This is a genomic window from Mycobacteriales bacterium, from assembly GCA_035690485.1.
In the GTDB taxonomy this organism is placed as follows: Bacteria; Actinomycetota; Actinomycetes; order JAFAQI01; family DASSKL01; genus DASSKL01.
On the sequence record DASSKL010000080.1, the window covers coordinates 71,827 to 92,763 of the forward strand.

The window sequence follows — 20,937 nt, forward strand, 5'->3', positions numbered from 1 at the left end:
ACGGCGATAGTCCTCCTCCTCGACCTCCCCTGCGGCGTACCGCTGTTCGAGGATTCGCCGTGCGGCGTCTTCGGGTGGTGCCGGCTCACGGACCCGGCAGGCGCGAAGGCTGTACATCACAGCCGTCAGCACCGCCACCCAGACCGCGAGTGCGGCCAAGCACAGCGGGAGCCACACCGCTGCTTCCCATGCCCCACCGTCATGCCAGCCCATCATCGCGATCACCTCCCGCCCGGGTGTACGTGCGCCCGGACACCTTCGCCACGGGCACCTGCTCGTCCCGCGGCCACGACGGATGGCGCATCCGCGCCTCCCAGTGGACGCGACAGACCGAGCACCACCGCGGGTGGTCCATTCCGTGCGGGCAGCGCAGCGACGCGCGCCCCGCACCAGGCGGCCGGGCGGTGGTCTTCGTGGCGGCCATGGGCCTAGCGTCGCTGAACCCGTGTCGACGCGGCAGCGGCTTACGACTCGACCGTGCGGACCGAACGTCCCGACGCGGACATCCCGGGACTCAGCGTGGCGTCAACGGTCCAACGGCACTTCGCCAGGACCTTCCGGCCCTGGTCCGCCGTCCGCACCACGGCACACCGTGGAGACGGTCGGCAGCCGGGCGACCAGTGCACGGCTCTGCGAGCAGAAGGGAGAGCGCCGTGGCAACCGTGACGGCTCACCCCACCTATCCGGTCCGCGTGACGGCGCGGCTCGACGCACCGCTGTCCCGGTGGTTGTGGCTGGTCAAGTGGTTCATGGCCATCCCGCACTACGTCGTGCTGGCCTTCCTGTGGCTCGCCTTCGTGCTGCTGAGCATCGGGGCGTTCTTCGGCATCCTGTTCACCGGGCGCTACCCGCGGAGGATCTTCGACTTCAACATCGGCGTCCTGCGCTGGACCTGGCGCGTGCAGTACTACACGTACGGCGCATTGGGGACGGATCGTTACCCGCCCTTCACGCTCGAGGACAGGCCGGACTACCCGGCCCACCTCGAGATCGCCTACCCCGGTCAGCTGTCCCGGGGCCTGGTGCTGGTGAAGTGGTGGCTGCTCGCGATCCCGCACTACCTCATCGTCGGGCTCTTCCTCGGCGGCGGCTGGATGGCAGTGCACGCCGGCGGCGGGCTGGTCGGGCTGCTCGTGCTGATCGCCGGATTCGCCCTGCTGTTCACCGGCCGCTACCCGCAGCAGATCTTCGACCTGCTGCTCGGGCTGAACCGATGGGCGCTCAGGGTCGCGGCGTACGCCGCACTGATGACCGACGACTACCCCCCGTTCCGCCTTGACATGGGCGGCGACGAGGCCGCGGCACCGGCCGCAGAGACGGCGCAGGGTTGATGCGCCGCACGGGCACGTGGTCGGGGGCGGACGGAGCCCCGCCCCCGACCACGGTCCTCCCCAGGGCCCGGAGCCAAAGAGAGGTATGCTCGCCATATACCCCCTGGGGTAGGTCGAAGGGAGCGGGAGCATGAACGCAGTAGGCATGCGGGTGACGGTGCCGCAGGACCTCGACACGGTGCTCGAACGGCTGCGCGGCGCGCTGGCCGATGAGGGCTTCGGCGTGCTCACCGAGATCGACGTCCAGGCGACGTTGCGCACCAAGATCGGCGCGGAGGTCGAGCCGTACCGGATTCTCGGCGTCTGCAACCCGCGGCTCGCCCACCAGGCGCTCGAGATCGACCGGTCAGTCGGGCTGCTCCTGCCGTGCACGGTCGTCCTCCGCGAGGGCGATGCCGGCAGCACCGTGCTGGAGGTCCAGGACCCGGCAGTCATGGTCTCGGTCACCGGCGAACCGCGGCTGCGCGTGATAGCCGACGAGGCCGCGCGGCGGTTGAGCGCCGCGGTTCGCCGGCTCGTCGTGGCCGACGCCGCTTAGACGGCAGGAGCGTCACCCCCTCCCCCGTAGGGTGGCGCTCCTGCCCCTCCGCCGCTGCTTCGGGACGTTCGGCTCTGGCGCCAGAGCGGCGTTCACGATCGAATGCACGCGGAGGGATGACTCATGAACGACGTTGTCGTCGGCGTCGACGGGTCCAGCGACTCGGCCCGCGCCCTCGCATGGGCGCTCGAGGAGGCGGAGGCGCACCAGGTGCGGTTGCGCATCATCACCGTCGTGACGCCGGTGCCGACCGCCGCGACCTGGCCGGTCGACGTGCTCTACGGCAGCGTCACCGACGAGGATCTCGCGCGCGCCCAGGCCAACGCCGCGACGATGCTCACCACGGTGGAGAAGGAGCGCGGCCGTCGCGCGCAGGTCGAGGTCGGGGTCGAGGCCCTCATCGGCCAGCCCGCGCACACGCTGTGCAGCGCGAGCGCCGACGCGCGTGCGTTGGTCCTCGGCTCGCGCGGTGCCGGCGGCTTCGGCCGGCTGCTGCTCGGCTCGGTGAGCACCGCCGTGGTGCACCACGCCCGCTGCCCAGTCGTGATCATCCGCCCGCCCGACCCTCGCTCTGACGACCTCTGACCCCCGCTGCCAGGTCTTGACCGGCAGCGAGATGCGGTAGGCAGGCGCCATGGAAACGACCGTGCCGTCGGACTCCGAGCTCGCGCAGATCGACGCCTACTGGCGAGCAGCCAACTACCTGTCCGTGGGGCAGATCTACCTGCTCGCCAACCCTCTGCTGCACGAGCCGCTGCGCGTCCAGCACATCAAGCCGCGGCTGCTGGGCCACTTCGGCACGACGCCGGGGCTGAACCTGATCTACGCGCACCTCAACCGGGTCATCAAGCAGCGGGACCTGTCGGCGATCTACGTCACCGGACCCGGCCACGGCGGCCCGGGCCTCGTCGCCAACGCCTACCTCGAGGGCACCTACACCGAGGTCTACCCCAGCATCGGGCACGACGAGGAGGGGCTGCGACGGCTGTTCCGGCAGTTCTCCTTCCCCGGCGGCATCCCGAGCCACGTGGCCCCCGAGACACCCGGGTCCATCAACGAGGGCGGTGAGCTGGGCTACTCGCTGGTCCACGCCTACGGTGCGGCGTTCGACAACCCGGACCTCCTCGTCGCCTGTGTCATCGGCGACGGTGAGGCCGAGACCGGCCCACTCGCGGCCTCCTGGCACTCCACCGCGTTCCTCGACCCGGTGCACGACGGCGCGGTCCTGCCGATCCTGCACCTCAACGGTTACAAGATCGCAAACCCGACGGTGCTCGCGCGAATCGACGACGCCGAGCTGCTCGACCTGCTGCGCGGCTACGGCCACGAGCCCTACGTCGTCGCGGGCGACGATCCCGCCCGCGTGCACCGTGAGCTGGCGACCACGCTCGACACGATCTGCGACCGCATCGCCGAGATCCAGCACGCCGCTCGCGTGGAGGGCGCTACCCACCGGCCGCGCTGGCCCTGCCTCGTCCTGCGTACGCCGAAGGGCTGGACCGGCCCGAAGACGGTCGACGGGCTGCCGGTCGAGGGTTCGTTCCGCTCGCACCAGGTGCCGCTCGCCGGCGTCCGGGAGAACCCGGAGCACCTGCGGATGCTCGAGGAGTGGATGCGCTCCTACCGACCCGATGAGCTCTTCGACCGGACCGGCGCGCTGCGCGAAGACCTCACCGCCCTCCCGCCGGCCGGCCCCCGGCGGATGAGCGCCAACCCGGTGGCCAACGGCGGCCTGCTGCTGCGCGGCCTCGAGCTGCCCGACTTCCGGGACTACGCCGTCACCGTCACCGAGCCCGCGACGGAGTTCAGCGAGGCGACCTACGTCCTCGGTGAGTGGCTTGCCGACGTCGTACGCCGCAACCCCACGACGTTCCGCATCTTCGGACCCGACGAGACCGCCTCCAACCGGCTGCAGGCGGTCTTCGAGGCAACCGACCGGATGTGGCAGGCGCGGATGGAGCCGACGGACGACCATCTCGGCCGGTCCGGGCGCGTGCTCGAGGTGCTCTCCGAGCACCTGTGCGAGGGCTGGCTCGAGGGCTACCTGCTGACGGGCCGGCACGGGTTGTTCAATTGCTACGAGGCGTTCGTCCACATCGTCGACTCCATGGTCAACCAGCACGCCAAGTGGTTGAAGGTGACCCGGGGGCTCGCATGGCGCCGGCCGATCGCCTCGCTGAACTTCCTGCTGTCCAGCCATGTGTGGCGCCAGGACCACAACGGCTTCTCCCACCAGGACCCCGGCTTCATCGACCACGTCGTCAACAAGAAGGCCGAGATCGTGCGCGTCTACCTGCCCCCCGACACGAACACGCTGCTGTCGACGATGGACCACTGCCTGCGGAGCCGGGACTACATCAACGTCGTCGTCGCTGGGAAGCAGCCGGCACTCACCTACCTGCCGATGGACGAGGCGATGGCCCACTGCACGCGCGGTCTCGGCATCTTCGACTGGGCCAGCAACGACGACGGCGAGGACCCCGACGTCGTGCTGGCCTGTGCTGGCGACGTGCCGACGCTGGAGACCGTCGCCGCCGCGGCTCTGCTGCGCGAGCACCTGCCGCAGCTCAGGGTGCGGGTCGTCAACGTCGTCGACCTGATGCGGCTGCAGACGCCCGACGAGCACCCGCACGGCCTGCCGGACGACCAGTTCGACGCGCTGTTCACGGCCGACCGGCCGGTGGTCTTCGCCTACCACGGCTACCCGTGGCTGATCCACCGGCTGACCTACCGCCGGACCAACCACGACAACATCCACGTGCGCGGGTACAAGGAAGAGGGGACGACGACCACGCCGTTCGACATGGTCATGCTGAACGACCTCGACCGGTTCCACCTGGTCATCGACGTGATCGACCGGGTGCCGCACCTGGGCCAGCGGGTAGCCGGGCTGCGTCAGCGGATGGTCGACGCGCGGTTGCGGGCACGTGCCTACACCCGCGAGAACGGCGAGGACATGCCGGAGATCAGCGACTGGACCTGGCCCGGCTGACGTGCGCGTCCTCGTGGTCAACGCCGGCTCGTCCAGCCTGAAGCTCCGGCTGGTCGAGCCGCCCGAGGGACTGCTGTGGTCCTGCGACGTACCCGGCGGCAATGGCCGGTTCGACGCCGGGGCGGTCGCCGACGCCGTCGCCGAGGCACGTCGATCCGCGGGCGAGGCCGACGCGGTGGGGCACCGCATCGTCCACGGCGGGACCGAGTTCAGCGCTCCGGTGCGGATCGACCCCGCCGTGGAGCAGCGACTTCGCGCGCTGACCGACCTCGCGCCGCTGCACCAGCCGAAGTCGCTCGCCGCCCTCGACGCGGTGACGGCGGCCCTGCCGGACCTGCCGGCGGTTGCCTGCTTCGACACCGCGTTTCACGCAACCCTGCCGGCGGCTGCCGCGACCTACGCCGTCCCGCGCGAGTGGCGGGAGAGCTTCGGCCTACGCCGGTTCGGCTTCCACGGGCTGTCGCACGCCTACGTCTCGCGTCGCGTGCAGGAGCTGGCGCCCACGGCTCGCCGGGTCGTGAGCTGCCATCTGGGCGCGGGCGCTTCGCTGGCGGCGATCCTCGACGGTAGCTGCGTCGACACGACGATGGGCTTCACGCCGCTCGAAGGTCTGGTGATGGCCACGAGGTCGGGCTCCGTCGACCCAGGCCTGCTGCTGTGGCTGCAGGAGCACACCGGGCTGCGGGAAGGCGACGTCGCCGAGGCGTTGGAGCACCAATCCGGCCTGCTGGCACTGGCCGGCACTGCCGACATGCGCGAGGTGCTCGACCGGGCAGCCGCCGCAGACCCCGACGCGGCCCTGGCACTCGCCGTCTACCTGCACCGGCTGCGCGGGCTGATCGCTGCCATGACCGCCTCGCTCGGCGGGCTCGACGTCCTCGCCTTCACCGGTGGCGTGGGCGAGCGCGCACCGCGCATCCGGGCCGCGGCCGCAGATGGCCTCGGCTACCTGGGCGTCGCCGTCGACGGGCCGCGCAACGACGGGGCCGACGGCGTCACCGACATCTCCGCCGAGGCGGCCAGGGCGCGGACATGGGTGATCCCAGCGCGCGAGGACCTGGAGATCGCCCGAGCCGTCGCCGACCTGCTGAGCGGCTGAGACCCGCGAGCCGGCGAATCAGGCGGCCGACAGCCGGTAACGGATGGGCAGCGACCGGTGCCCGTTGACGAAGATGGCCTTGGTCAGCTGCGGCCTGCCGGCGAGGTCGACCTGCTCGAGCCGCGGCAGGATCGCGCCGAACAGCGACTCCAGCTCCATCTTGGCCAGCTGGGTGCCCAGGCAGAAGTGCGGGCCGAAGCCGAACGCGAGGTGGTGGTTGGGCGTGCGGCCGACGTCGAAGGTGAAGGGCGCAGCGAACTCCGCCTCGTCGCGGTTCGCCGACACGTAGGACAGCATCAGCCAGTCACCGGCCTTGATTCGCTTACCGCCCAGCTCGTAGTCGGTGCGTGCCGTGCGCATGAAGTGCTTGACCGGGCTGACCCAGCGGATCATCTCGTCGACCGCGGTCGGCAGCAGCGACATGTCGCCCCGCAACCGGGCCAGCTGGTCGGGGTGGTCGATGAGCGCCTGCATGCCGCCGGCCATCGCCGAGCTGGTCGTGTCGTGCCCGGCGGTCGCGATGATGACGTAGTAGGAGATCGTCTCCAGGTCACCGAGCGGGTGGCCGTCCAGCTCGGCATTCGCGATCATGGAGGCGAGATCCTCGGTCGGCGTCTCCCGCCGGTCCGCGGTGAGCGTCGTGAAGTAGGCGAAGAAGTCGGTGAGGATCGCTTCGAGGTCCGCGAGCGACGTGCCGCGCGACACGTCGGGATCCGTGGCGCCGAAGAGCTCTTGCGTCAACTGCAGCATGCGCGGGTAGTCGGCCTCCGGCAGACCGAGGATCGCCAGGATCACCTGCAGGGGGAACGGCATCGCGACGTCGCGAGCGAAGTCGCACTCGCCGTCCTTGCGCTCGAGCGTCTGCAGCGCCTGCGCCGACAGCGCGTCCAGGCTCCCGGTGAGCCGGCCCAGCCGGCCGGGGCGGAACCACGGGATGACCAGCTTGCGGTACCTGGGATGGTCCGGCGCGTCCATGTGGATCAGCGTGCGCAGCAGCGGCCCCTGCGCCTGGTTGCGGCGCACGGCCTCCCAGTTCGCGAGCACCGGCTCCGGCTCGTTGGTGAACCGGTCCGGCTGCAGCTCGATGTCCATGACGTCCGCGTGCCGGGTGACGAGCCAGAACGGCGGGAAGTCGTCTGCCTCGACGAGATGGACCGGGTCCTCGGCCCGCAGCAGCGCCAGCAACGCGTGCAGGCGGTCGAAGTCGGCGAAGGTCGCCGGATCCGTGATGGCGCGACCGGCATCGGCGATCGAGAGAGAGGTCGTCATTCCTGTCCCCAGGGCGCAACGGGCTGGTGCCCCGGACCCTAGCCCTCGGCCCCGACGCTCGCAGGGGCGCAGCCAACCGCGCGCCGGCCCGCATCGCCGTGTCCTTCTCCCCGAAGGGGGAGTTCTTCCGCGTCCGGGTCACCGGCCTCGACCCGATCGGCTGACGCGGCTCACGGGTCCGGGTCCTCGGCCATGCGCCGGGCGAAGACGGCCGCGGCCTCGGCCGTGAACGGACCCGGGGCGCCGGCCAACACGGTCCCGTCGACCGCACGGATCGGCTGCACGTGACGCGTCGTCGACGCCAGGAACGCCTCGGCGCCGGCCGCCAGAGCCTCCACCGGGACCGCGCGCTCCTCGATGCCCGGCACCCACTCGAGCAGCAGCTCGCGGGTGATGCCGGCCAGGCAGCCGCTCGACAGCGGAGGCGTGACCAGCCGGCCCTCGTGCTCCACGACGACATTGCTGCCGGTGCCCTCGCACAGCTCGCCGCGGTTGTTGGCGAAGATCGCTTCGCCGGCCCCGCGCTCGTTCGCGTAGCGCAGCGCGACGACGTTGTCGGCGTACGACGTGGTCTTGGCCCCCACCGTTGCAGCGCGTTCGTTGCGGGTCCACGGCACGACCGCGACGTCGGTCGTCGGAGGCCAGTCGCCGAGCGGCGCCGCGACGACGAGCACGGTCGGCGGCGACTCGCCCCGGGCCGAGCCGTAGGGCGACGGTCCACCCGTGACCGTGACACGCAGCCGGGCGTGGGCAAGCGTCGACGCGGCCAGGACCGCCGTGATGCCACCGCGCACCCGGTCTTCGTCGAACTCCAGGCCCAGGCAGTCGGCGGAGGCCCGCAACCTGCGCAGGTGCCGGGTCAGCGCGAAGACGGCACCGTCGCGCACCTCGCAGGTCTCGAAGACGCCGTCACCGACGAGCAGACCGTGGTCGTCGGCCCGCACCACGGGGGCGTCGTCGGGCACGATCCGCCCGTCGACCCAGGTCGTCACGAGCCCGAGTCTTTCACCGGTGTCCGCCGAGGTCGTAGCGTTGCATCGGACGTCCCCGAGCAGCGGCGGAGGCAGCCATGGGAGCCATCCGGCTGGCCCGCGTCTACGACCACGCGCCCGCGCACGGCAACGTCTACCTGGTCGAGCGGCTGTGGCCCCGCGGCGTACGCAAGGAGGACCTGCACGTCGACGGCTGGCTCAAGGACGTCGCGCCCAGCACCGAGCTGCGCAAGTGGTTCGGACACGACCCCGGGAAATGGGCGGAGTTCCGCCGGCGCTACACCGCCGAGCTCGACGCCGACCCGCAGGCGTGGCAGCCCCTCGTGGATGCCGCGCGCACGAGCGACGTCACGCTCCTCTACAGCTCGCGCGACCAGGAGCACAACAACGCAGTCGTACTGCGCGACTACCTCACCGAGCGACTAGGCGACTGACACCGGGTGCAGCGTCCGCGCCGTCGGCGAGACCGGCACGCCGTCGCGGTCGGGCGCCGTCCCGAGCACCTTGTCAGCCACCGTGGCGACGACGCCGAACCAGTAGCGCTCGTTGCGGAAGTGGTGCAGGCGGTGCCCCCGCCAGCGCGCTCGGTAAAGCGCCGTGCGCGGCTGGTGCGGCGAGTGGATGAGGAAGTGCACCCACTCGTAGCCGAGCAACATCACGAGCGACGTCGCCGCCCCGGTCGTCGCACGCCGCCGGTCACGGCCGACGATCGGGAGGACGGCGTTGACCGCGACGAGGCCGACGACCGTACGCAACGGGAGCAGGACCAGGTCGATGTCCGTGGGGTCCTGGTGGTGGCTGCGGTGCGTGCGCGCCACGTACGACTCGCGAACCTGCCCGTGGCGGACCCGCGGCGGCCGGTGGAGCAGGTAGACGTGCACGGCCCACTCGGCGAACGGGTGCAGCCCGACGATCGCACCGGCCACGATCGCGTCGTCACGCCGCCAGCGACCCATCGCCAGCCGGGCGGGCACGGCGACAGCAGCGGCGCCCGCGAGCAGCTGCGGGCCGCGGCGGCGGAAGAAGACCTCCGCCCATCCCGCGAGGCCTGCCACCTCGCCCGCGTCGGCGTAGGTCTTGGGGTGCTTCGTGACTGAACGACCCATCAGCCGGCAATCTACCCCGTTCGGGTGGAAACGAGCGCGTCCGGCAGGCGCCGGCGGCGCACCGAGCGGCCGCGGAACGGCTCCAGGGCCGGATGGCCGAGCAGACCACGGCGGCGCAGCCACGGCCACCAGGCAACGCCCACGGCCACCGACATCAGGTGCCCGATCGTCGTGACGTCGTGGTCGATGGCGACCGGGATCACCACGGCGGCGGCGACCAGTGCACCCAGCGCGCGCCGGCGGCGTCCGGCGAACATGCCCAGCATGGCGCCGAGCACCGCGTGGAACCCGTAGGAGACCCCGACGTCGAGCCGGTGCGCGGCGGACGCCGGCAGCCAGCCAGCGTCGATCGCCGCCTCCACCGGCAGCTCGGTGGCGAGTGTCGCCAGCACGTGGCCCGAGGCGAAGATGACGAACGTCCACCCCGGCCCCACCCGCCGCTCCACCGGCGAGAGCACGAGCCCGAACAGCACCGCGTAGGCGATCCAGTGCATGTCCGGCAACCACAGGGCACTGGCGACCAGCACTCGCACCGGTGCAGACTCCAGGTGCGCGACGTCGGTGCTCGACTCGGCCAGGATCTTGTGGTGCAGGTCGTGGTCGACGACGCCCAGCACCAAGGTGCTGCCGGCGAGCAGCAGCAGGTAGCCCACGGTGAACGGGGTGGCCGACGGGGTGGGCCGCTCCGCCCAGATCACGCTGCCGATCGCGCGCAGGCGCCCCGCGGGAGACGACGCCGGCTCGGACTCCAACGGCGTCACCACGCCCCCACGATGACAGACGGCCGGCGCTCCCGCCGCCTCATGCCGGACCGCGGACGGCCGGCTCGACGTAGCGGGCCAGGCGCAGGCTGGCCGCGATGGCCAGCACGAAGCCCACGGCGGCGACCGGCACGAGTCCGGCACGCGGCCGGTCGCCGAGCAGGGCCAGACCGACGGCCGCCGGCAGGCAGGTCTCGACGACGAAGGTGACGGCCGCCACCGTCGTCACCCGACCGTGCTCGAGGGCCACGGCGAACGCGCCGGCCCCGAGAACGCCGTACAGCACCAGCGCCCACGACACCGGGTCGGTCACCAGATCGGTGAACGAGTGCGGCAGCACCCAGGAGCGGGCTCCGATCGCGCTGCCCGAGAAGCCGAGACCGGCGACCACGGCGAGAACCGCCGAGTTCTTCCGCTGCGCCGCGCCGAGAATGCCGGCGAGAGCCACCGTGGTCCCGGCCAGCAGCGCCCACTGCCCGGCGTCGGACAGCCGGGTCGGGGGCTCCGGCCGCGCGGCGGCCGCGAGCAGGACGAGGCCGGCAATGAGTGCGACCACGGCACGCGCCTCAACGGGCGACAAGGCGCTGCCGAGCCAGCGCGCCGCGACCAGCGCGGTGATGCCGACGCTGCCGGCGGCGGCCGCCTGCACGAAGAACAGCGGCAACCGCTGCAGCGCGACGACGGCAGCGACGAAGCCGAGCAGGTCCAAGCCGATGCCGAGCAGGTAGCGCCACTCCCGAACGAGAGAAGCCCCGAGCGCGCCGCCGGAAGAGGCCCGCGCGACGCCGACGGCCTGCAGGACCGAGGCGACGCCGTACGCCGTTGCAGCGAGCAGCGCACACGCGGCGGCAATCGCGGCCCCGGCCGAGCCGCTCACGACGCGCCGCGCCCGCGGCACGGGCGCGGGTGACCGAGGGGCGCCCGGCGGTTACTGCCCGCACCGCGCGGGGGACCAATCCGGACAGCATCGTCGACCGCGCGCCAGCCGGGAGGGTCCGTGTCCAACGCGTCTCTGGCGCACCCGGTCGCGTCCACCCGGCGCTGGGCGCGCGGCGGCGTCGACCGGCTGGCCGACGAGATCGGCGGGCCCGCGCGCCTGCAGGTGATCGCGATCCTCGCCGCGGTCCTCGCGCTGAACGGCGCGGACCTGGGCACGGTGTCGGCCACCGCCGACGACCTCAAACGCGCGTTCGGGATCAACAACACCGACATCGGTCTGCTGGTCACCGCCTCCACGCTGATCGGCGCGATCTTCACCATCCCGGTCGGCGCGCTGACCGACAGGGTCCGACGTACCCGGCTGCTCGCGCTGAGCATCGCGATGTGGGCCGTCGCGACGTTCTTCTCCGGGGCCGCGGAGTCCTACGTCTGGCTGATCATGTCGCGGATAGGGCTCGGTGCGGTCACCGCCACCGCGGGTCCGACGATCGCCTCACTCACCGGCGACTTCTTCCCGGCGAAGGCGCGGGCGCGGATGTACGGGTTCATCCTGGCCGGCGAGCTGCTCGGCACCGGCTTCGGGTTCGTCGGGTCCGGCTACCTGTCGGCCATTCTGAGCTGGCGCTACGCGTTCTGGTGGCTGATCATCCCGAGCGCCGTGCTCACCTACGTCGTCTGGCGGCTGCCGGAACCGGCTCGGGGCGGGCAGAGCCGGCTGAGCGAGGGGCAGGAGGAGCTCGTCGACGCCGACGACGTCGAGGACATGCCCCCGAAGAACCAGCGGCGCGAAGAGGAGGCGGCGATCGCCGAGGCCCGCGAGGGCGTCGTCGAGCAGGTGGTCGAGCAGAACCACACCGAGCCGTACCGCAACCAGATCCTGACCAAGGACCCGGCGAAGAAGAACCTCTGGTGGGCGGTGCGCTACGTGCTGAGGGTGCGCACCGACGTCGTCATCATCATCGCGTCCGCGCTCGGCTACTTCTACTTCTCCGGGCTGCGCACGTTCGCGATCATCTTCGCCCAGGACCACTACGGCATCTCGAAGAGCCTCGCCTCCACGCTCGTCATCGTCATCGGGCTCGGCGCACTCGCCGGGGTCTACGCCGGCGGCCGCGTGTCGGACAAGCTCATGGCCCGCGGCGTGGTCAACGCCCGCGTCATCGTGCCGGCGGTCGTGATGCTCACGATCTCGGTGTTCCTGGCACCGGCCTTCCTGCTGACACAGCTCTGGATCGCGATCCCACTGCTCACGATCGGCGCAGGGCTGCTCGGCGCGGCCAACCCGCCGCAGGACGCGGCGCGGCTCGACATCATCCACCCCCATCTCTGGGGCCGGTCCGAAGGCATCCGCTCGGCCCTGCGCGGGGTCCTCGACGCGGCGGCGCCGGTGACCTTCGGGCTGGTTTCCGACCGGTTGTTCGGCGGCAACGTGACGTTCGGCGGCAACCGGGCGGGCGGGGACCACTCGGAGGCGCTGGGCTACACGTTCCTGCTCTTCCTCGTCGTCGTCATCGCCGCCGGGCTGATAGTCCTGATCGCCCTGCGCACCTACCCGCGCGACGTGGCGACCGCCGACGCCTCCGTCGCCAACACCCTCGGCGACCGGCGCGGCGACCGGCGCCGCAGCCGCCGGGGGGAGGGCGCCGGCGAGCCGTACGCCGAGGAGCCGGGCGCCGAAGCCGGCGAGCCGGCCCGGTCAGCCGGCCGCGAGCCGGTCGGCGAGCCGTGACGCCAGCGCCATGATCGTGAGTGCCGGGTTGGCACTGCCCTGAGTCGGGCAGACCGAGCCGTCGCTGATGTAGACGTTGGGCACGTCCCACACCCGATGCCCGGCGTCGACGACCGAGTTGTCCGGTGCGGTGCCCATGCGGGCGCCGCCGATGAGATGCGCGAAGCGCTGAACCGTCAGCACGTCCTGCGCGCCCGCCGCATGCAGGATGTCCTGGATGATCTTCGTCGAGAACTCCATGTTCGCGTGGTCGTTGTCGCCGAGGCTGTAGTCGAAGCGGGCGACCGGCAGACCGTAGGGGTCCGTCTCGTCGGCCAGCGTGACCCGGTTGTCGGCGTGCGGCAACAGCTCGTTGAGCACGCCGACCGTCGCCCAGTGGTTGTAGTCGCGCATGTACTCCCGCAGCGCCGCGCCCCAGTGCCCGTCGGCGAGCACGTGCTCGGCCCACGCGATCGGCAGCGGGTGCACGGTCTGGATGGAGAAGCCGCGTGCGAAGCCGCGCGACTCGTCGGTCTCGTAGAACTGCTCGCTCGACACCTCGGGCGGCGGCGCCTTGTAGGAACGCAGCTCCTGCCCGAACCGCCCCGCGGTCTGGGTCGCGCCCTGCACCATGACGTAACGGCCGACCTGGTCGTGGTTGTTGCCGAGCCCGTGCGGGTGCCGGCGGCTGGTCGACTGCAGCAGCAGCCGCGGCGTCTCGATGGAGTAGCCCGCGACGGCGACGACCTTGGCGCGCTGCAGCCGCTCGGTGCGGTCGCCCTCGCGCAGGTAGGTCACGCCGATGGCACGGCCGCTCGCGTCGTCGATCTCGACCCGCGACACCATGCAGTCGGCCCGGACCTCGACGTCGTGGGCCAGCGCATCGGGCAGGTGGGTCACGTAGGGGCTGGCCTTCGCGTTGACCTTGCACCCCTGCAGGCAGTAGCCGCGGTAGATGCAGTGCGGCCGGTTGCCGAACGTCCCGTTGACGATGCCCACCGGCCCGACCCGCATCTCGATGCCGAGCTTGCGGGCGCCGCGCCACAACACGGCGGCCGGCGCGCTGATCGGATGGGGGCTGAAGGGGTACTTGTGCGGGTCGCCCCAGGGCCAGTCCTGCCCGGCCACCGGCAGCTCGCGCTCGACCCGGCGGTAGTGCGGCTCGAGATCCCAGTAGGAGATCGGCCAGTCGGCGCCGACCCCGTCGCGCGAGTAGGTCTCGAAGTCGGACGGATGGAACCGCGGCGTGTAGCCCGCATAGTGGATCATCGACCCACCGACCCCACGGCCGGAGTTGTTGTGACCCATCGCGACCGGGTCGCTGCCGCCGATGATCCGCTTCTGCGTCCAGTAGAGCGCGTGCGATCCGGCCTCGTCGGACACCCAGTCCTCGTCGGGGTGCCAGAACGGCCCCGCCTCGATGATGACCACCCGCCAGCCCCGCCGGGCCAGCCGCTGCGCGAGCACCGACCCACCGGCGCCCGCCCCGACGACCACGAGGTCGACCTCGTCGCTGTCGTCGTAGCGACGCATCGTGTCCTCGCCGGGCAGCTGCCGGGAGTGGACGTCGAGCAGGAAGCGGGAGTCGTTGTCGCGCGGGCCGACGGCTCCCTTCAGCGCGTAGCGCAAGCCGCTCATCAGCGACCCTCGTCGGCGCGGCGGCGCTGCTCGATCTGCTGCGCGACCGGTGCCGGGTCCTCGTTGCCGGCGCCCGGCTTCTCCCAGGGCTCGAGCGTGCTGGTCGGCCCGAGCCGCATGTAGCCCCGGGGGTAGGCCGGCCCGCCGAAGCCGATCTCGTTCCACGACCACGGGTGGGAGTAGAAGCCCTCGAGCACCGCGCGCAGGACGACCGACCACGCCCGCGACACGTTGAGCTGCTCCCACGGGCCGCCGTCGAGGTCGCCCTGCGAGAAGCCGTCGACGATCGCCTCCTGCGCACCGGGCGCGCAGTGCGCGAACGCCCGGCCGTGCCGCTGCTGCGCGGTGTGCTCCAGCCCGGCCAGCACCAGGTGCCAGGTGTCGCGGTCGTCCGGCATGTCGGCGTACTGGAACCCGTCGAGCCGGCCGTCGGCCAGCTTGGCGTCGATCGCGCTGACGACCGGGACTCGCGGCTCCGCGTGCTGGTCGGTCACCAGGTCGCAGAACGCCCGCACGGTCGGCTCCTCCCTCGCGGAGAAGAACCGCAACGGCCCGGGCGGGTCGAGCCGAGCGAGGACGACCTTGCGGGTTGCCTCGTCCCACGTGTCGGCGACCGACAGCACGTCGTAGTCGGGGTAGCGACCGATCATCTGCGGCGTCGTCCCGACGCGCTGCCGCGGCCAGGTCTCGGCCGGGTCGCCCGGCTTGTTGCCCGGCCGGCGCTTCGGCAGGTGGTGCGGCAGGGACGGGTCGGCCACGTCAGTCCTCCCGCCGCAGCAGCGCCGCGAGCAGGCCCATGCCGCCGACGATGCACATCAGCCCGGGCGCGGCGATCGGTGGACCGGTGGGGACGTTGTACGACGCGTTGGCCCAGCCCCCCGGCTTGCGGGCGACCCCACGCGCGTGGAAGTACTCGCCGAGCAGGCCGTTGGCCGTGTAGATCCCGGCGGTGATCGGGAGGACGGTCTTCGCCCACTTGCGGGAGAACACGCCGCCGATGCCGGCCACCATGACCGGCGGGGTGACGAGGATCGGGCTCCACATCCACTTGTTGCCGAAGCTCGCCTTGTAGTGCTCGAAGTAGATCTCTGCCGTCGTCACCGCCGCCGAGACCGCCGTCAGCGCCGACAGCGACCGCTCGAAGCGACCGTGCTCGACGTTGCGCGCCCAGTGGTCGATGACGTGCTCGGCACCGCGCACCCGCTGACCGTGGGATCGGCGCGACGAACCGGGTCCGGTCAACGTAGGCAGCCATCGCATCGCCGTGCTCCTCGCCGTGGGGGTCGTCAGCCGCGAACTACCACCGACGCCCGTCCCCAAACACCGGGCCGGGCGCTGTGATTCGCTTGCTGCCATGCTCGCGCCAGGGACGCCTGCGCCCGGCTTCGCGCTGCCCGACCAGGACGGCCGCACGGTCCGGCTGGCCGACTTCGCCGGTCGCTGGCTGCTGCTCTGGTGGTACCCCAAGGCCTCCACGCCCGGTTGAACGGTGGAGGGCTGGGCCTTGCGGGACAGGGCCGCGGAGTTCGCCGCCGCCGGCTGCGCCGTCGTCGGAGCGTCGTTCGACCCGCCGGAGGCGAACAAGGAGTTCGCCGACGCGCAGGCGTTCGGCTTCCCGCTGCTGTCCGACGTCGACCGCAGCGTCGGGCGCGCCTACGGCGTGACCCGCGACGACGACGACCAGTACGCCGCCTACCCCCAGCGCGTCTCCTACCTGATCGACGCCGGCGGGGTCGTCCGGGTCGTCTACACCGTGGCCGACGTCGAGGGCCATGCCGACGCGGTGCTCGCCGACCTCGCCCGGCTGCGGACGTGACCGCCGAGGCACGGGCCGGCACCACGAGCGACACCGCAGAGCTCGACAAGAGGGTCAACCAGGTCAGCTCGGGCGGCGCCCGCGCGGCGGTGCTCGGCGTCAGCGACGGCTTGGTCACCAACGTCAGCCTCATCCTTGGCCTGGCCGGCGCCGGCGCGTCCGCGTCGAGCGTGCGGCTCGCCGGGTTCGCCAGCCTGATCGCCGGCGCGCTGTCGATGGCGGCGGGCGAGTGGATCTCCGTACGCAGCCAGGTCGAGCTGTACGAGTCCGTGCTGTCCGACGTACGCCGGCTCGTCGCCCGCAACCCGCGGCTGGTCCTCCGGGAGCTGACCGACCGGTTGGAGCACGCCGGCCTGGGTCGCAGCACCGCGCAGGTGGCGAGCACGGAGCTGCCGCTCGACGAGCCGCGCTTCCTGCGCTTCACCGCGCGCACGGTGTTCGGCGTCGACCCCGACCAGCTCGGCTCACCGTGGACGGCAGCGGTCACGTCGCTGCTGCTGTTCGCCCTCGGCGCGGCCGTGCCGCTGCTGCCGTGGTTCTTCGGCCGCGGGGCCACTGCCGCCGGGTGGTCGGTCGGGCTGACGATGGCGGCCAGCCTGCTGACCGGGGCCGTGGTCAGTCGCAGCAGCGGTCGGCACGCGGGCTACGGTGCGGTGCGCCAGGCGCTGATCGTGGCGGCCGCCGCCGGAGCGACCTACGGCATCGGCCTGGCCTTCGGCGCGACACTGTCCTGATGCGAGGGTGTTGCCGATGACCACTGACCGCACCGCCGTCGTCACCGGCGCGGGCTCCGGCATCGGCCGGGCCACCGCCCTCCTGCTCGCCGACCTCGGCTACCGGGTCGCCGCCGCCGACCTCGACGAGGCGTCGGCGCACGAGACCGCGGCGGCGGCCGACGGCATCACGGGCTACGGCGTCGACGTCACCGACGACCGCTCGGTCGCCGCACTCGCCGATGCTCTCGGGGCGCTCGACGTGGTGATCAGCTGCGCGGGCTGGGACGAGACCTACCAGTTCCTCGAGACCACGCCAGACTTCTGGGCGAAGGTCGTCGCGATCAACTACCTCGGCGTCGTACGCATGGCGCACGCGTTCCTGCCGGCGATGGTCGAGCGCGGGGCGGGTGGCCGCATCGTCAACGTCGCGAGCGACGCGGGCCGGGTCGGCAGCAGCGGCGAGTCGGTCTACGCCGGCGCCAAGGGCGGCGTCATCGCGTTCACCAAGTCGATCGCCCGCGAGATGGCGCGGCACGCGATCACGGCCAACGCCGTCTGCCCCGGCCCGACCGAGACGCCGCTGTTCCGCCGCCAGCCGGAGCGCATCCAGGAGGCGCTGGAGCGGGCGATCCCGATGCGTCGGCTGGCCACGCCCGACGACGTCGCGCACGCGATCGCCTACTTCGCCTCGGAGCCGGCCGGCTTCGTGACCGGGCAGGTGCTGTCGGTCAGCGGCGGCCTGACGATGCACGGCTGACGGCCCACGACGCACCCGACCGAGACGACGGAGAGACGATGAACTACGGCTCCTACGAGCACCTGCTGTTCGAGCGGCGCGACAACGGCGTGCTGCAGATCACGATCAACCGGCCGGACCGGATGAACGCGACGCACGAGCCGCTGCACACCGAGCTGGCCACCGTCTGGACCGACGTCGACCGCGATCCGGACACGCGCGTGGTCGTCGTCACGGGCGCGGGCAAGGCATTCTCCGCCGGCGGCGACCTCGCGATGGTCGAGCGGATGACGCAGAACTACTCCGAGATCGTCCGGATGATGAAGGAGACCGGCGACCTCGTCTACAACATGGTCAACTGCGACAAGCCGATCATCTCGGCGATCAACGGCACCGCCGTCGGCGCGGGGCTCACGGTCGCGCTCATGGCCGACATCAGCATCATCGCCGAGGACGTGCGGCTGACCGACGGGCACCTGCGGCTCGGCGTGGCCGCGGGCGACCACGCGGCGATCATCTGGCCGCTGCTGTGCGGGATGGCCAAGGCCAAGTACTACCTGCTGACGGCCGACTTCATCAACGGCCAGGAGGCGGAGCGGATCGGGCTGGTCAGCCGTTGCGTGCCGGCGGGCGAGCTCATGGACACGGCTCACGACGTTGCCCAGCGGCTGGCTACCGGGCCGCAGCACGCGGTGCGGCTGACCAAGCGGTCGCTGAACAACTGGCTGCGCCTCGCCGGCCCGACATTCGACACGTCGGTCGCCTACGAGATGTTGACCTTCCTCGGCGACGACGTCGCCGAGGGGATGGCGGCGGTCAAGGAGAAGCGCCCGCCGGCCTTCCCGACGACTCAGTCGTAGCTCACCTTCACGACGCCGGTCTTCGGCAGCGACTGGCAGGCCAGGATCCAGCCCTCGTCCAGGTCCTCCTGCTCGAGCACCTGGTTGTCGACCATCTCCACCTCGCCCTCGACCAGCCGGCAGGCGCAGGCGCTGCAGTTGCCCTCGCGGCAGGAGTAGGGCGCGTCGAGGCCCTTGGCCAGCAGCACGTCGAGCAGGTGTGACTGCACGGGCCAGGCCACCTCGAAGCTCTCTCCGTCGAGCTCCACGTGCACGGTCGCGGTCGGGCCACCGTCGTCGACGACCTCGACGGGCTGCCCCCAGCTGCTGCCGGAGAGGCTGACGAACCGTTCGAGGTGCATGTTGGCCCGCGGCACCCCGAGCGAGGTCAGCGCAGCGCTCACGGCATCCATGTAGGGCGCCGGGCCGCAGAGAAACGCGTCGTACGCCGTGTAGGGCCGGGCCAGCTCCGCCAGCTGGGCGGTCGCCGGCACCCCCTGCACCGACTCCAGCCAGTGCACGACGGACAACCGGTCGGGGTGCCGCGCGGACAGGTCCGCCAGCTCGCGGGCGAAGATGACCGATCGCTCGTCACGGTTGGCGTAGACGAGCACGAGGTGGCCGGTGCCGGTGGCGAGCGCGCTCTTCACGATCGACATCACCGGGGTGATGCCGCTGCCGCCGGCGAACAGCAGCAGGTCGCCGGACAAATCCTTCGGGGTGAAGTGACCGGCGGGTGGCAGGACCTCGATGACCGTGCCCGGCCGCACGTTGTCGCAGACCCAGTTGGACCCGTAGCCGTCGACGGTGCGCTTGACCGTCACCTTCATCAGGTCATCGACGTGCGGCGAGCTCGACAGCGAGTAGCAGCGTGCGGTCGGCTCCCGGTCGCTCGGGATGCGCAGGGTGAGGAACTGGCCGGGCCGGTAGGGCATCGGCGGGCCGTCGAAGACGACGGAGTGCGCGTCGTCGGTCTCCCGGACGATCTCCTTGACCGTCAGCTCGCGCGGGGCGTGGTCACTCACCGGTCCCCCACCGGGAGGCGCCCGCTGGCGACCGCGTCGTCGATGCTCGCGCGCAAGGACTCGCAGGCCGCGACCCGCGCGGTGCTGGCACCGGCGGCGCGGCGCTCGGCCAGCTCGGCGCACGACTGCCCAGGATCCGTGCACCACTGGATGCTGGTCTGCGCGAAGGTGTCCTTGCGCACCAGCACCGTGGTGCCGCAGCGACGGCAGGCCAGCTCCTGCATCGAGCGGCCGTCGTCGCGTTCGTCCCGGAGCACCGCCACCGGTCTAGGCGCGGGCGGCAGCGACGTCGCCCACCTGGCCGCCGGCCTGCGCCGCCTCCACCAGCTGCTTCTGCCACGACTCGACCGCGCGAGTCGTGTCGATCTCGAACTCGAAGCGTTGCACCATCTCGGGCGCGATGTCGGCCACGTCGACGTAGAACTGCTCGTACCAGCGGCGCAGCTGGTAGACCGGCCCGTCCTCCTCGCACAGCAGCGGGTTGTCGATCCGGGTCTTGTGCTGCCAGATCTTGACGTCTTCCAGGAACCCCTCGCCGATCATCCGGGTCATCTTGCGGGCGACCTTGGCCATCGTCTCGTCGTCGAGGCCGGGGATCTTCTTGACGATCATGCCGTACTGCAGCACGAACGAGTTGGGCGTCACCGGGTAGTGCGCGGTGATGAGGATCGACGAGATCGTCATGCCGCCGTAGTTGTCCTCGAGCCAGTCGACGAGGTAGGCGGGGCCGAAGTAGGTGGCCTCCGACTTCGTCAGCTGCCCCTCGAAGACCCCGATCTCGATCGGGGCACCGGTCGCCGCAGTCTCGTGGTTGGTGCCGGCGTAGTACTGCGTCGCGAGGTGGCCCTCGAAGACGTTCTTGAAGTAGGTCGGCAGGCCCTTGTGGATGTAGTAGAAGTGGGCCATGTCGACCATGTTGTCGACGATCTCGCGGGAGTGACTGTTGTCGACCGGGATCTGCTCCCAGGTCCAGTCGGTCCACTCGCCCGCGTCGTAACCGTCGAAGACCGGGATCGTCACGTCGTCGGGCGGAGGGTTGCCCTCGGGGTCGTGCCAGACGAACAGGTGACCGTTGCGCTCCAGCGTCAGCCACGACTTCGTGCGCGCCCGCGGCGGCACCCGCCGGGCGTAGGGGATCTCCTGGCACTTGCCGTTGCCACCCCAGCGCCAGCCGTGGAACGGGCAGGCCAGGTTGTCGCCCTGCACGGTGCCCTGGCTCAGGTCGCCACCCATGTGCCGGCAGTAGGAGTCGAGAGCGTGCAGCTCCCCGTCGGCCCCCTGCCAGACGACGAGCTTGCCGCCGAAGGCGTAGACGCCGTGCGGCTTGCCGTCGCGAAACATGCGCGCCGGGCCGAGGCAGTGCCAGCCGCGCGCGTACCGGGCCGGCGGCGTGCTGGTCTGGATGACGCGGGTCTCGTCGACGGCAGTCACG

The 20,937-nt window shown here is 71.6% G+C and carries 23 protein-coding genes; 12 read left to right on the forward strand and 11 right to left on the reverse strand.

The window, feature by feature from the left end; all coding sequences use genetic code 11:
* The first annotated feature begins 653 nt into the window (after nt 1-653).
* From VFJ21_11945 to VFJ21_11965, 5 genes are all read left to right on the forward strand, one after another.
* A complete protein-coding gene (locus tag VFJ21_11945; GenBank protein ID HET7407830.1) occupies nt 654-1,331 on the forward strand; it encodes a DUF4389 domain-containing protein in 678 nt (225 codons plus the stop codon).
* Between the two features lie 130 nt (nt 1,332-1,461).
* Nucleotides 1,462-1,869 carry a DUF302 domain-containing protein gene (locus VFJ21_11950; protein HET7407831.1) on the forward strand — a complete coding sequence of 136 codons (408 nt, stop codon included), beginning with the start codon at nt 1,462-1,464 and terminating at the stop codon, nt 1,867-1,869.
* 123 nt (nt 1,870-1,992) lie between these two features.
* Nucleotides 1,993-2,454: a universal stress protein gene (locus tag VFJ21_11955; GenBank protein HET7407832.1), complete on the forward strand. Its 462-nt coding sequence runs from the start codon at nt 1,993-1,995 to the stop codon at nt 2,452-2,454.
* A gap of 49 nt (nt 2,455-2,503) precedes the next feature.
* Nucleotides 2,504-4,861: a phosphoketolase family protein gene (locus tag VFJ21_11960; protein HET7407833.1), complete on the forward strand. Its 2,358-nt coding sequence runs from the start codon at nt 2,504-2,506 to the stop codon at nt 4,859-4,861.
* 1 nt (nt 4,862) lies between these two features.
* On the forward strand, nt 4,863-5,960 hold the full coding sequence (locus VFJ21_11965) for an acetate/propionate family kinase (GenBank protein HET7407834.1): 1,098 nt from the start codon (nt 4,863-4,865) through the stop codon (nt 5,958-5,960).
* 18 nt (nt 5,961-5,978) lie between these two features.
* Here the strand turns inward: VFJ21_11965 and VFJ21_11970 are convergent, their stop codons facing one another.
* Nucleotides 5,979-7,229 carry a cytochrome P450 gene (locus VFJ21_11970; protein ID HET7407835.1) on the reverse strand — a complete coding sequence of 417 codons (1,251 nt, stop codon included), beginning with the start codon at nt 7,227-7,229 and terminating at the stop codon, nt 5,979-5,981.
* A 26-nt stretch (nt 7,230-7,255) separates the two neighbouring features.
* Here VFJ21_11970 and VFJ21_11975 point away from each other — a divergent pair, with 26 nt between their 5' ends.
* Nucleotides 7,256-7,393, forward strand: coding sequence for a hypothetical protein (locus VFJ21_11975; GenBank protein HET7407836.1), 138 nt, complete (start codon nt 7,256-7,258; stop codon nt 7,391-7,393).
* 6 nt (nt 7,394-7,399) lie between these two features.
* Here the strand turns inward: VFJ21_11975 and VFJ21_11980 are convergent, their stop codons facing one another.
* Complete coding sequence (locus tag VFJ21_11980; GenBank protein HET7407837.1) at nt 7,400-8,221, reverse strand: aminotransferase class IV; 822 nt, start codon at nt 8,219-8,221, stop codon at nt 7,400-7,402.
* Between the two features lie 77 nt (nt 8,222-8,298).
* Here VFJ21_11980 and VFJ21_11985 point away from each other — a divergent pair, with 77 nt between their 5' ends.
* A complete protein-coding gene (locus VFJ21_11985) occupies nt 8,299-8,655 on the forward strand; it encodes a DUF488 domain-containing protein (protein HET7407838.1) in 357 nt (118 codons plus the stop codon).
* Here the strand turns inward: VFJ21_11985 and VFJ21_11990 are convergent.
* From VFJ21_11990 to VFJ21_12000, 3 genes are read right to left on the reverse strand one after another with little or no spacing between them, the layout of a single operon-like run.
* Complete coding sequence (locus VFJ21_11990; GenBank protein HET7407839.1) at nt 8,644-9,327, reverse strand: sterol desaturase family protein; 684 nt, start codon at nt 9,325-9,327, stop codon at nt 8,644-8,646. The genes VFJ21_11985 and VFJ21_11990 overlap by 12 nt on opposite strands.
* 11 nt (nt 9,328-9,338) lie before the next feature.
* Nucleotides 9,339-10,091: a rhomboid-like protein gene (locus VFJ21_11995; GenBank protein ID HET7407840.1), complete on the reverse strand. Its 753-nt coding sequence runs from the start codon at nt 10,089-10,091 to the stop codon at nt 9,339-9,341.
* A gap of 37 nt (nt 10,092-10,128) precedes the next feature.
* A complete protein-coding gene (locus VFJ21_12000) occupies nt 10,129-10,965 on the reverse strand; it encodes a hypothetical protein (protein HET7407841.1) in 837 nt (278 codons plus the stop codon).
* Between the two features lie 120 nt (nt 10,966-11,085).
* On the opposite strand from VFJ21_12000, the gene VFJ21_12005 reads away from it, so the two are divergent.
* On the forward strand, nt 11,086-12,756 hold the full coding sequence (locus VFJ21_12005) for an MFS transporter (GenBank protein ID HET7407842.1): 1,671 nt from the start codon (nt 11,086-11,088) through the stop codon (nt 12,754-12,756).
* On the opposite strand, the gene VFJ21_12010 is transcribed toward VFJ21_12005, so the two are convergent.
* Genes VFJ21_12010 through VFJ21_12020 form a run of 3 tightly spaced genes read right to left on the reverse strand, consistent with a single transcriptional unit; the run spans nt 12,724 to nt 15,573 of the window.
* Nucleotides 12,724-14,373 (reverse strand): GMC family oxidoreductase, encoded by a 1,650-nt coding sequence (locus VFJ21_12010; protein HET7407843.1) that lies wholly within the window; start codon nt 14,371-14,373, stop codon nt 12,724-12,726. The genes VFJ21_12005 and VFJ21_12010 overlap by 33 nt on opposite strands.
* The gene (locus VFJ21_12015; GenBank protein ID HET7407844.1) at nt 14,373-15,131 is read right to left on the reverse strand and encodes a gluconate 2-dehydrogenase subunit 3 family protein; all 759 of its coding nucleotides are present in this window, start codon (nt 15,129-15,131) and stop codon (nt 14,373-14,375) included. The genes VFJ21_12010 and VFJ21_12015 overlap by 1 nt, the downstream gene beginning before the upstream one ends.
* A 1-nt stretch (nt 15,132) precedes the next feature.
* Nucleotides 15,133-15,573, reverse strand: coding sequence for a hypothetical protein (locus VFJ21_12020; GenBank protein HET7407845.1), 441 nt, complete (start codon nt 15,571-15,573; stop codon nt 15,133-15,135).
* Between the two features lie 154 nt (nt 15,574-15,727).
* Between VFJ21_12020 and VFJ21_12025 the strand changes: the two genes are divergently transcribed.
* Genes VFJ21_12025 through VFJ21_12040 form a run of 4 tightly spaced genes read left to right on the forward strand, consistent with a single transcriptional unit; the run spans nt 15,728 to nt 18,501 of the window.
* Nucleotides 15,728-16,189, forward strand: a complete 462-nt coding sequence (locus VFJ21_12025) for a peroxiredoxin (GenBank protein HET7407846.1) — start codon at nt 15,728-15,730, stop codon at nt 16,187-16,189.
* A complete protein-coding gene (locus tag VFJ21_12030) occupies nt 16,186-16,923 on the forward strand; it encodes a VIT1/CCC1 transporter family protein (protein HET7407847.1) in 738 nt (245 codons plus the stop codon). The genes VFJ21_12025 and VFJ21_12030 overlap by 4 nt, the downstream gene beginning before the upstream one ends.
* A 16-nt stretch (nt 16,924-16,939) precedes the next feature.
* On the forward strand, nt 16,940-17,662 hold the full coding sequence (locus VFJ21_12035) for an SDR family oxidoreductase (protein ID HET7407848.1): 723 nt from the start codon (nt 16,940-16,942) through the stop codon (nt 17,660-17,662).
* Nucleotides 17,663-17,700: 38 nt separating this feature from the next.
* Nucleotides 17,701-18,501, forward strand: a complete 801-nt coding sequence (locus VFJ21_12040) for an enoyl-CoA hydratase/isomerase family protein (protein ID HET7407849.1) — start codon at nt 17,701-17,703, stop codon at nt 18,499-18,501.
* Here VFJ21_12040 and VFJ21_12045 read toward each other — a convergent pair.
* The 3 genes from VFJ21_12045 to VFJ21_12055 are packed head-to-tail and all read right to left on the reverse strand — an operon-like array spanning nt 18,492 to nt 20,936.
* Complete coding sequence (locus tag VFJ21_12045; GenBank protein ID HET7407850.1) at nt 18,492-19,505, reverse strand: ferredoxin--NADP reductase; 1,014 nt, start codon at nt 19,503-19,505, stop codon at nt 18,492-18,494. The genes VFJ21_12040 and VFJ21_12045 overlap by 10 nt on opposite strands.
* Nucleotides 19,502-19,768 carry a hypothetical protein gene (locus VFJ21_12050; GenBank protein HET7407851.1) on the reverse strand — a complete coding sequence of 89 codons (267 nt, stop codon included), beginning with the start codon at nt 19,766-19,768 and terminating at the stop codon, nt 19,502-19,504. The genes VFJ21_12045 and VFJ21_12050 overlap by 4 nt, the downstream gene beginning before the upstream one ends.
* A 4-nt stretch (nt 19,769-19,772) precedes the next feature.
* On the reverse strand, nt 19,773-20,936 hold the full coding sequence (locus VFJ21_12055) for a Rieske 2Fe-2S domain-containing protein (protein HET7407852.1): 1,164 nt from the start codon (nt 20,934-20,936) through the stop codon (nt 19,773-19,775).
* Nucleotide 20,937 lies beyond the last annotated feature (1 nt).

Excerpts from the sequence above, each read along its gene's own strand:
- VFJ21_11950 (HET7407831.1), top strand. The coding sequence starts at position 1,462 with ATGAACGCAGTAGGCATGCGGGTGACGGTGCCGCAGGACCTCGACACG.
- VFJ21_11955 (HET7407832.1), top strand. The coding sequence starts at position 1,993 with ATGAACGACGTTGTCGTCGGCGTCGACGGGTCCAGCGACTCGGCCCGC.
- VFJ21_11960 (HET7407833.1), top strand. The coding sequence starts at position 2,504 with ATGGAAACGACCGTGCCGTCGGACTCCGAGCTCGCGCAGATCGACGCC.
- VFJ21_11970 (HET7407835.1), bottom strand. The coding sequence starts at position 7,229 with ATGACGACCTCTCTCTCGATCGCCGATGCCGGTCGCGCCATCACGGAT.
- VFJ21_11985 (HET7407838.1), top strand. The coding sequence starts at position 8,299 with ATGGGAGCCATCCGGCTGGCCCGCGTCTACGACCACGCGCCCGCGCAC.
- VFJ21_11990 (HET7407839.1), bottom strand. The coding sequence starts at position 9,327 with ATGGGTCGTTCAGTCACGAAGCACCCCAAGACCTACGCCGACGCGGGC.
- VFJ21_12010 (HET7407843.1), bottom strand. The coding sequence starts at position 14,373 with ATGAGCGGCTTGCGCTACGCGCTGAAGGGAGCCGTCGGCCCGCGCGAC.
- VFJ21_12035 (HET7407848.1), top strand. The coding sequence starts at position 16,940 with ATGACCACTGACCGCACCGCCGTCGTCACCGGCGCGGGCTCCGGCATC.
- VFJ21_12040 (HET7407849.1), top strand. The coding sequence starts at position 17,701 with ATGAACTACGGCTCCTACGAGCACCTGCTGTTCGAGCGGCGCGACAAC.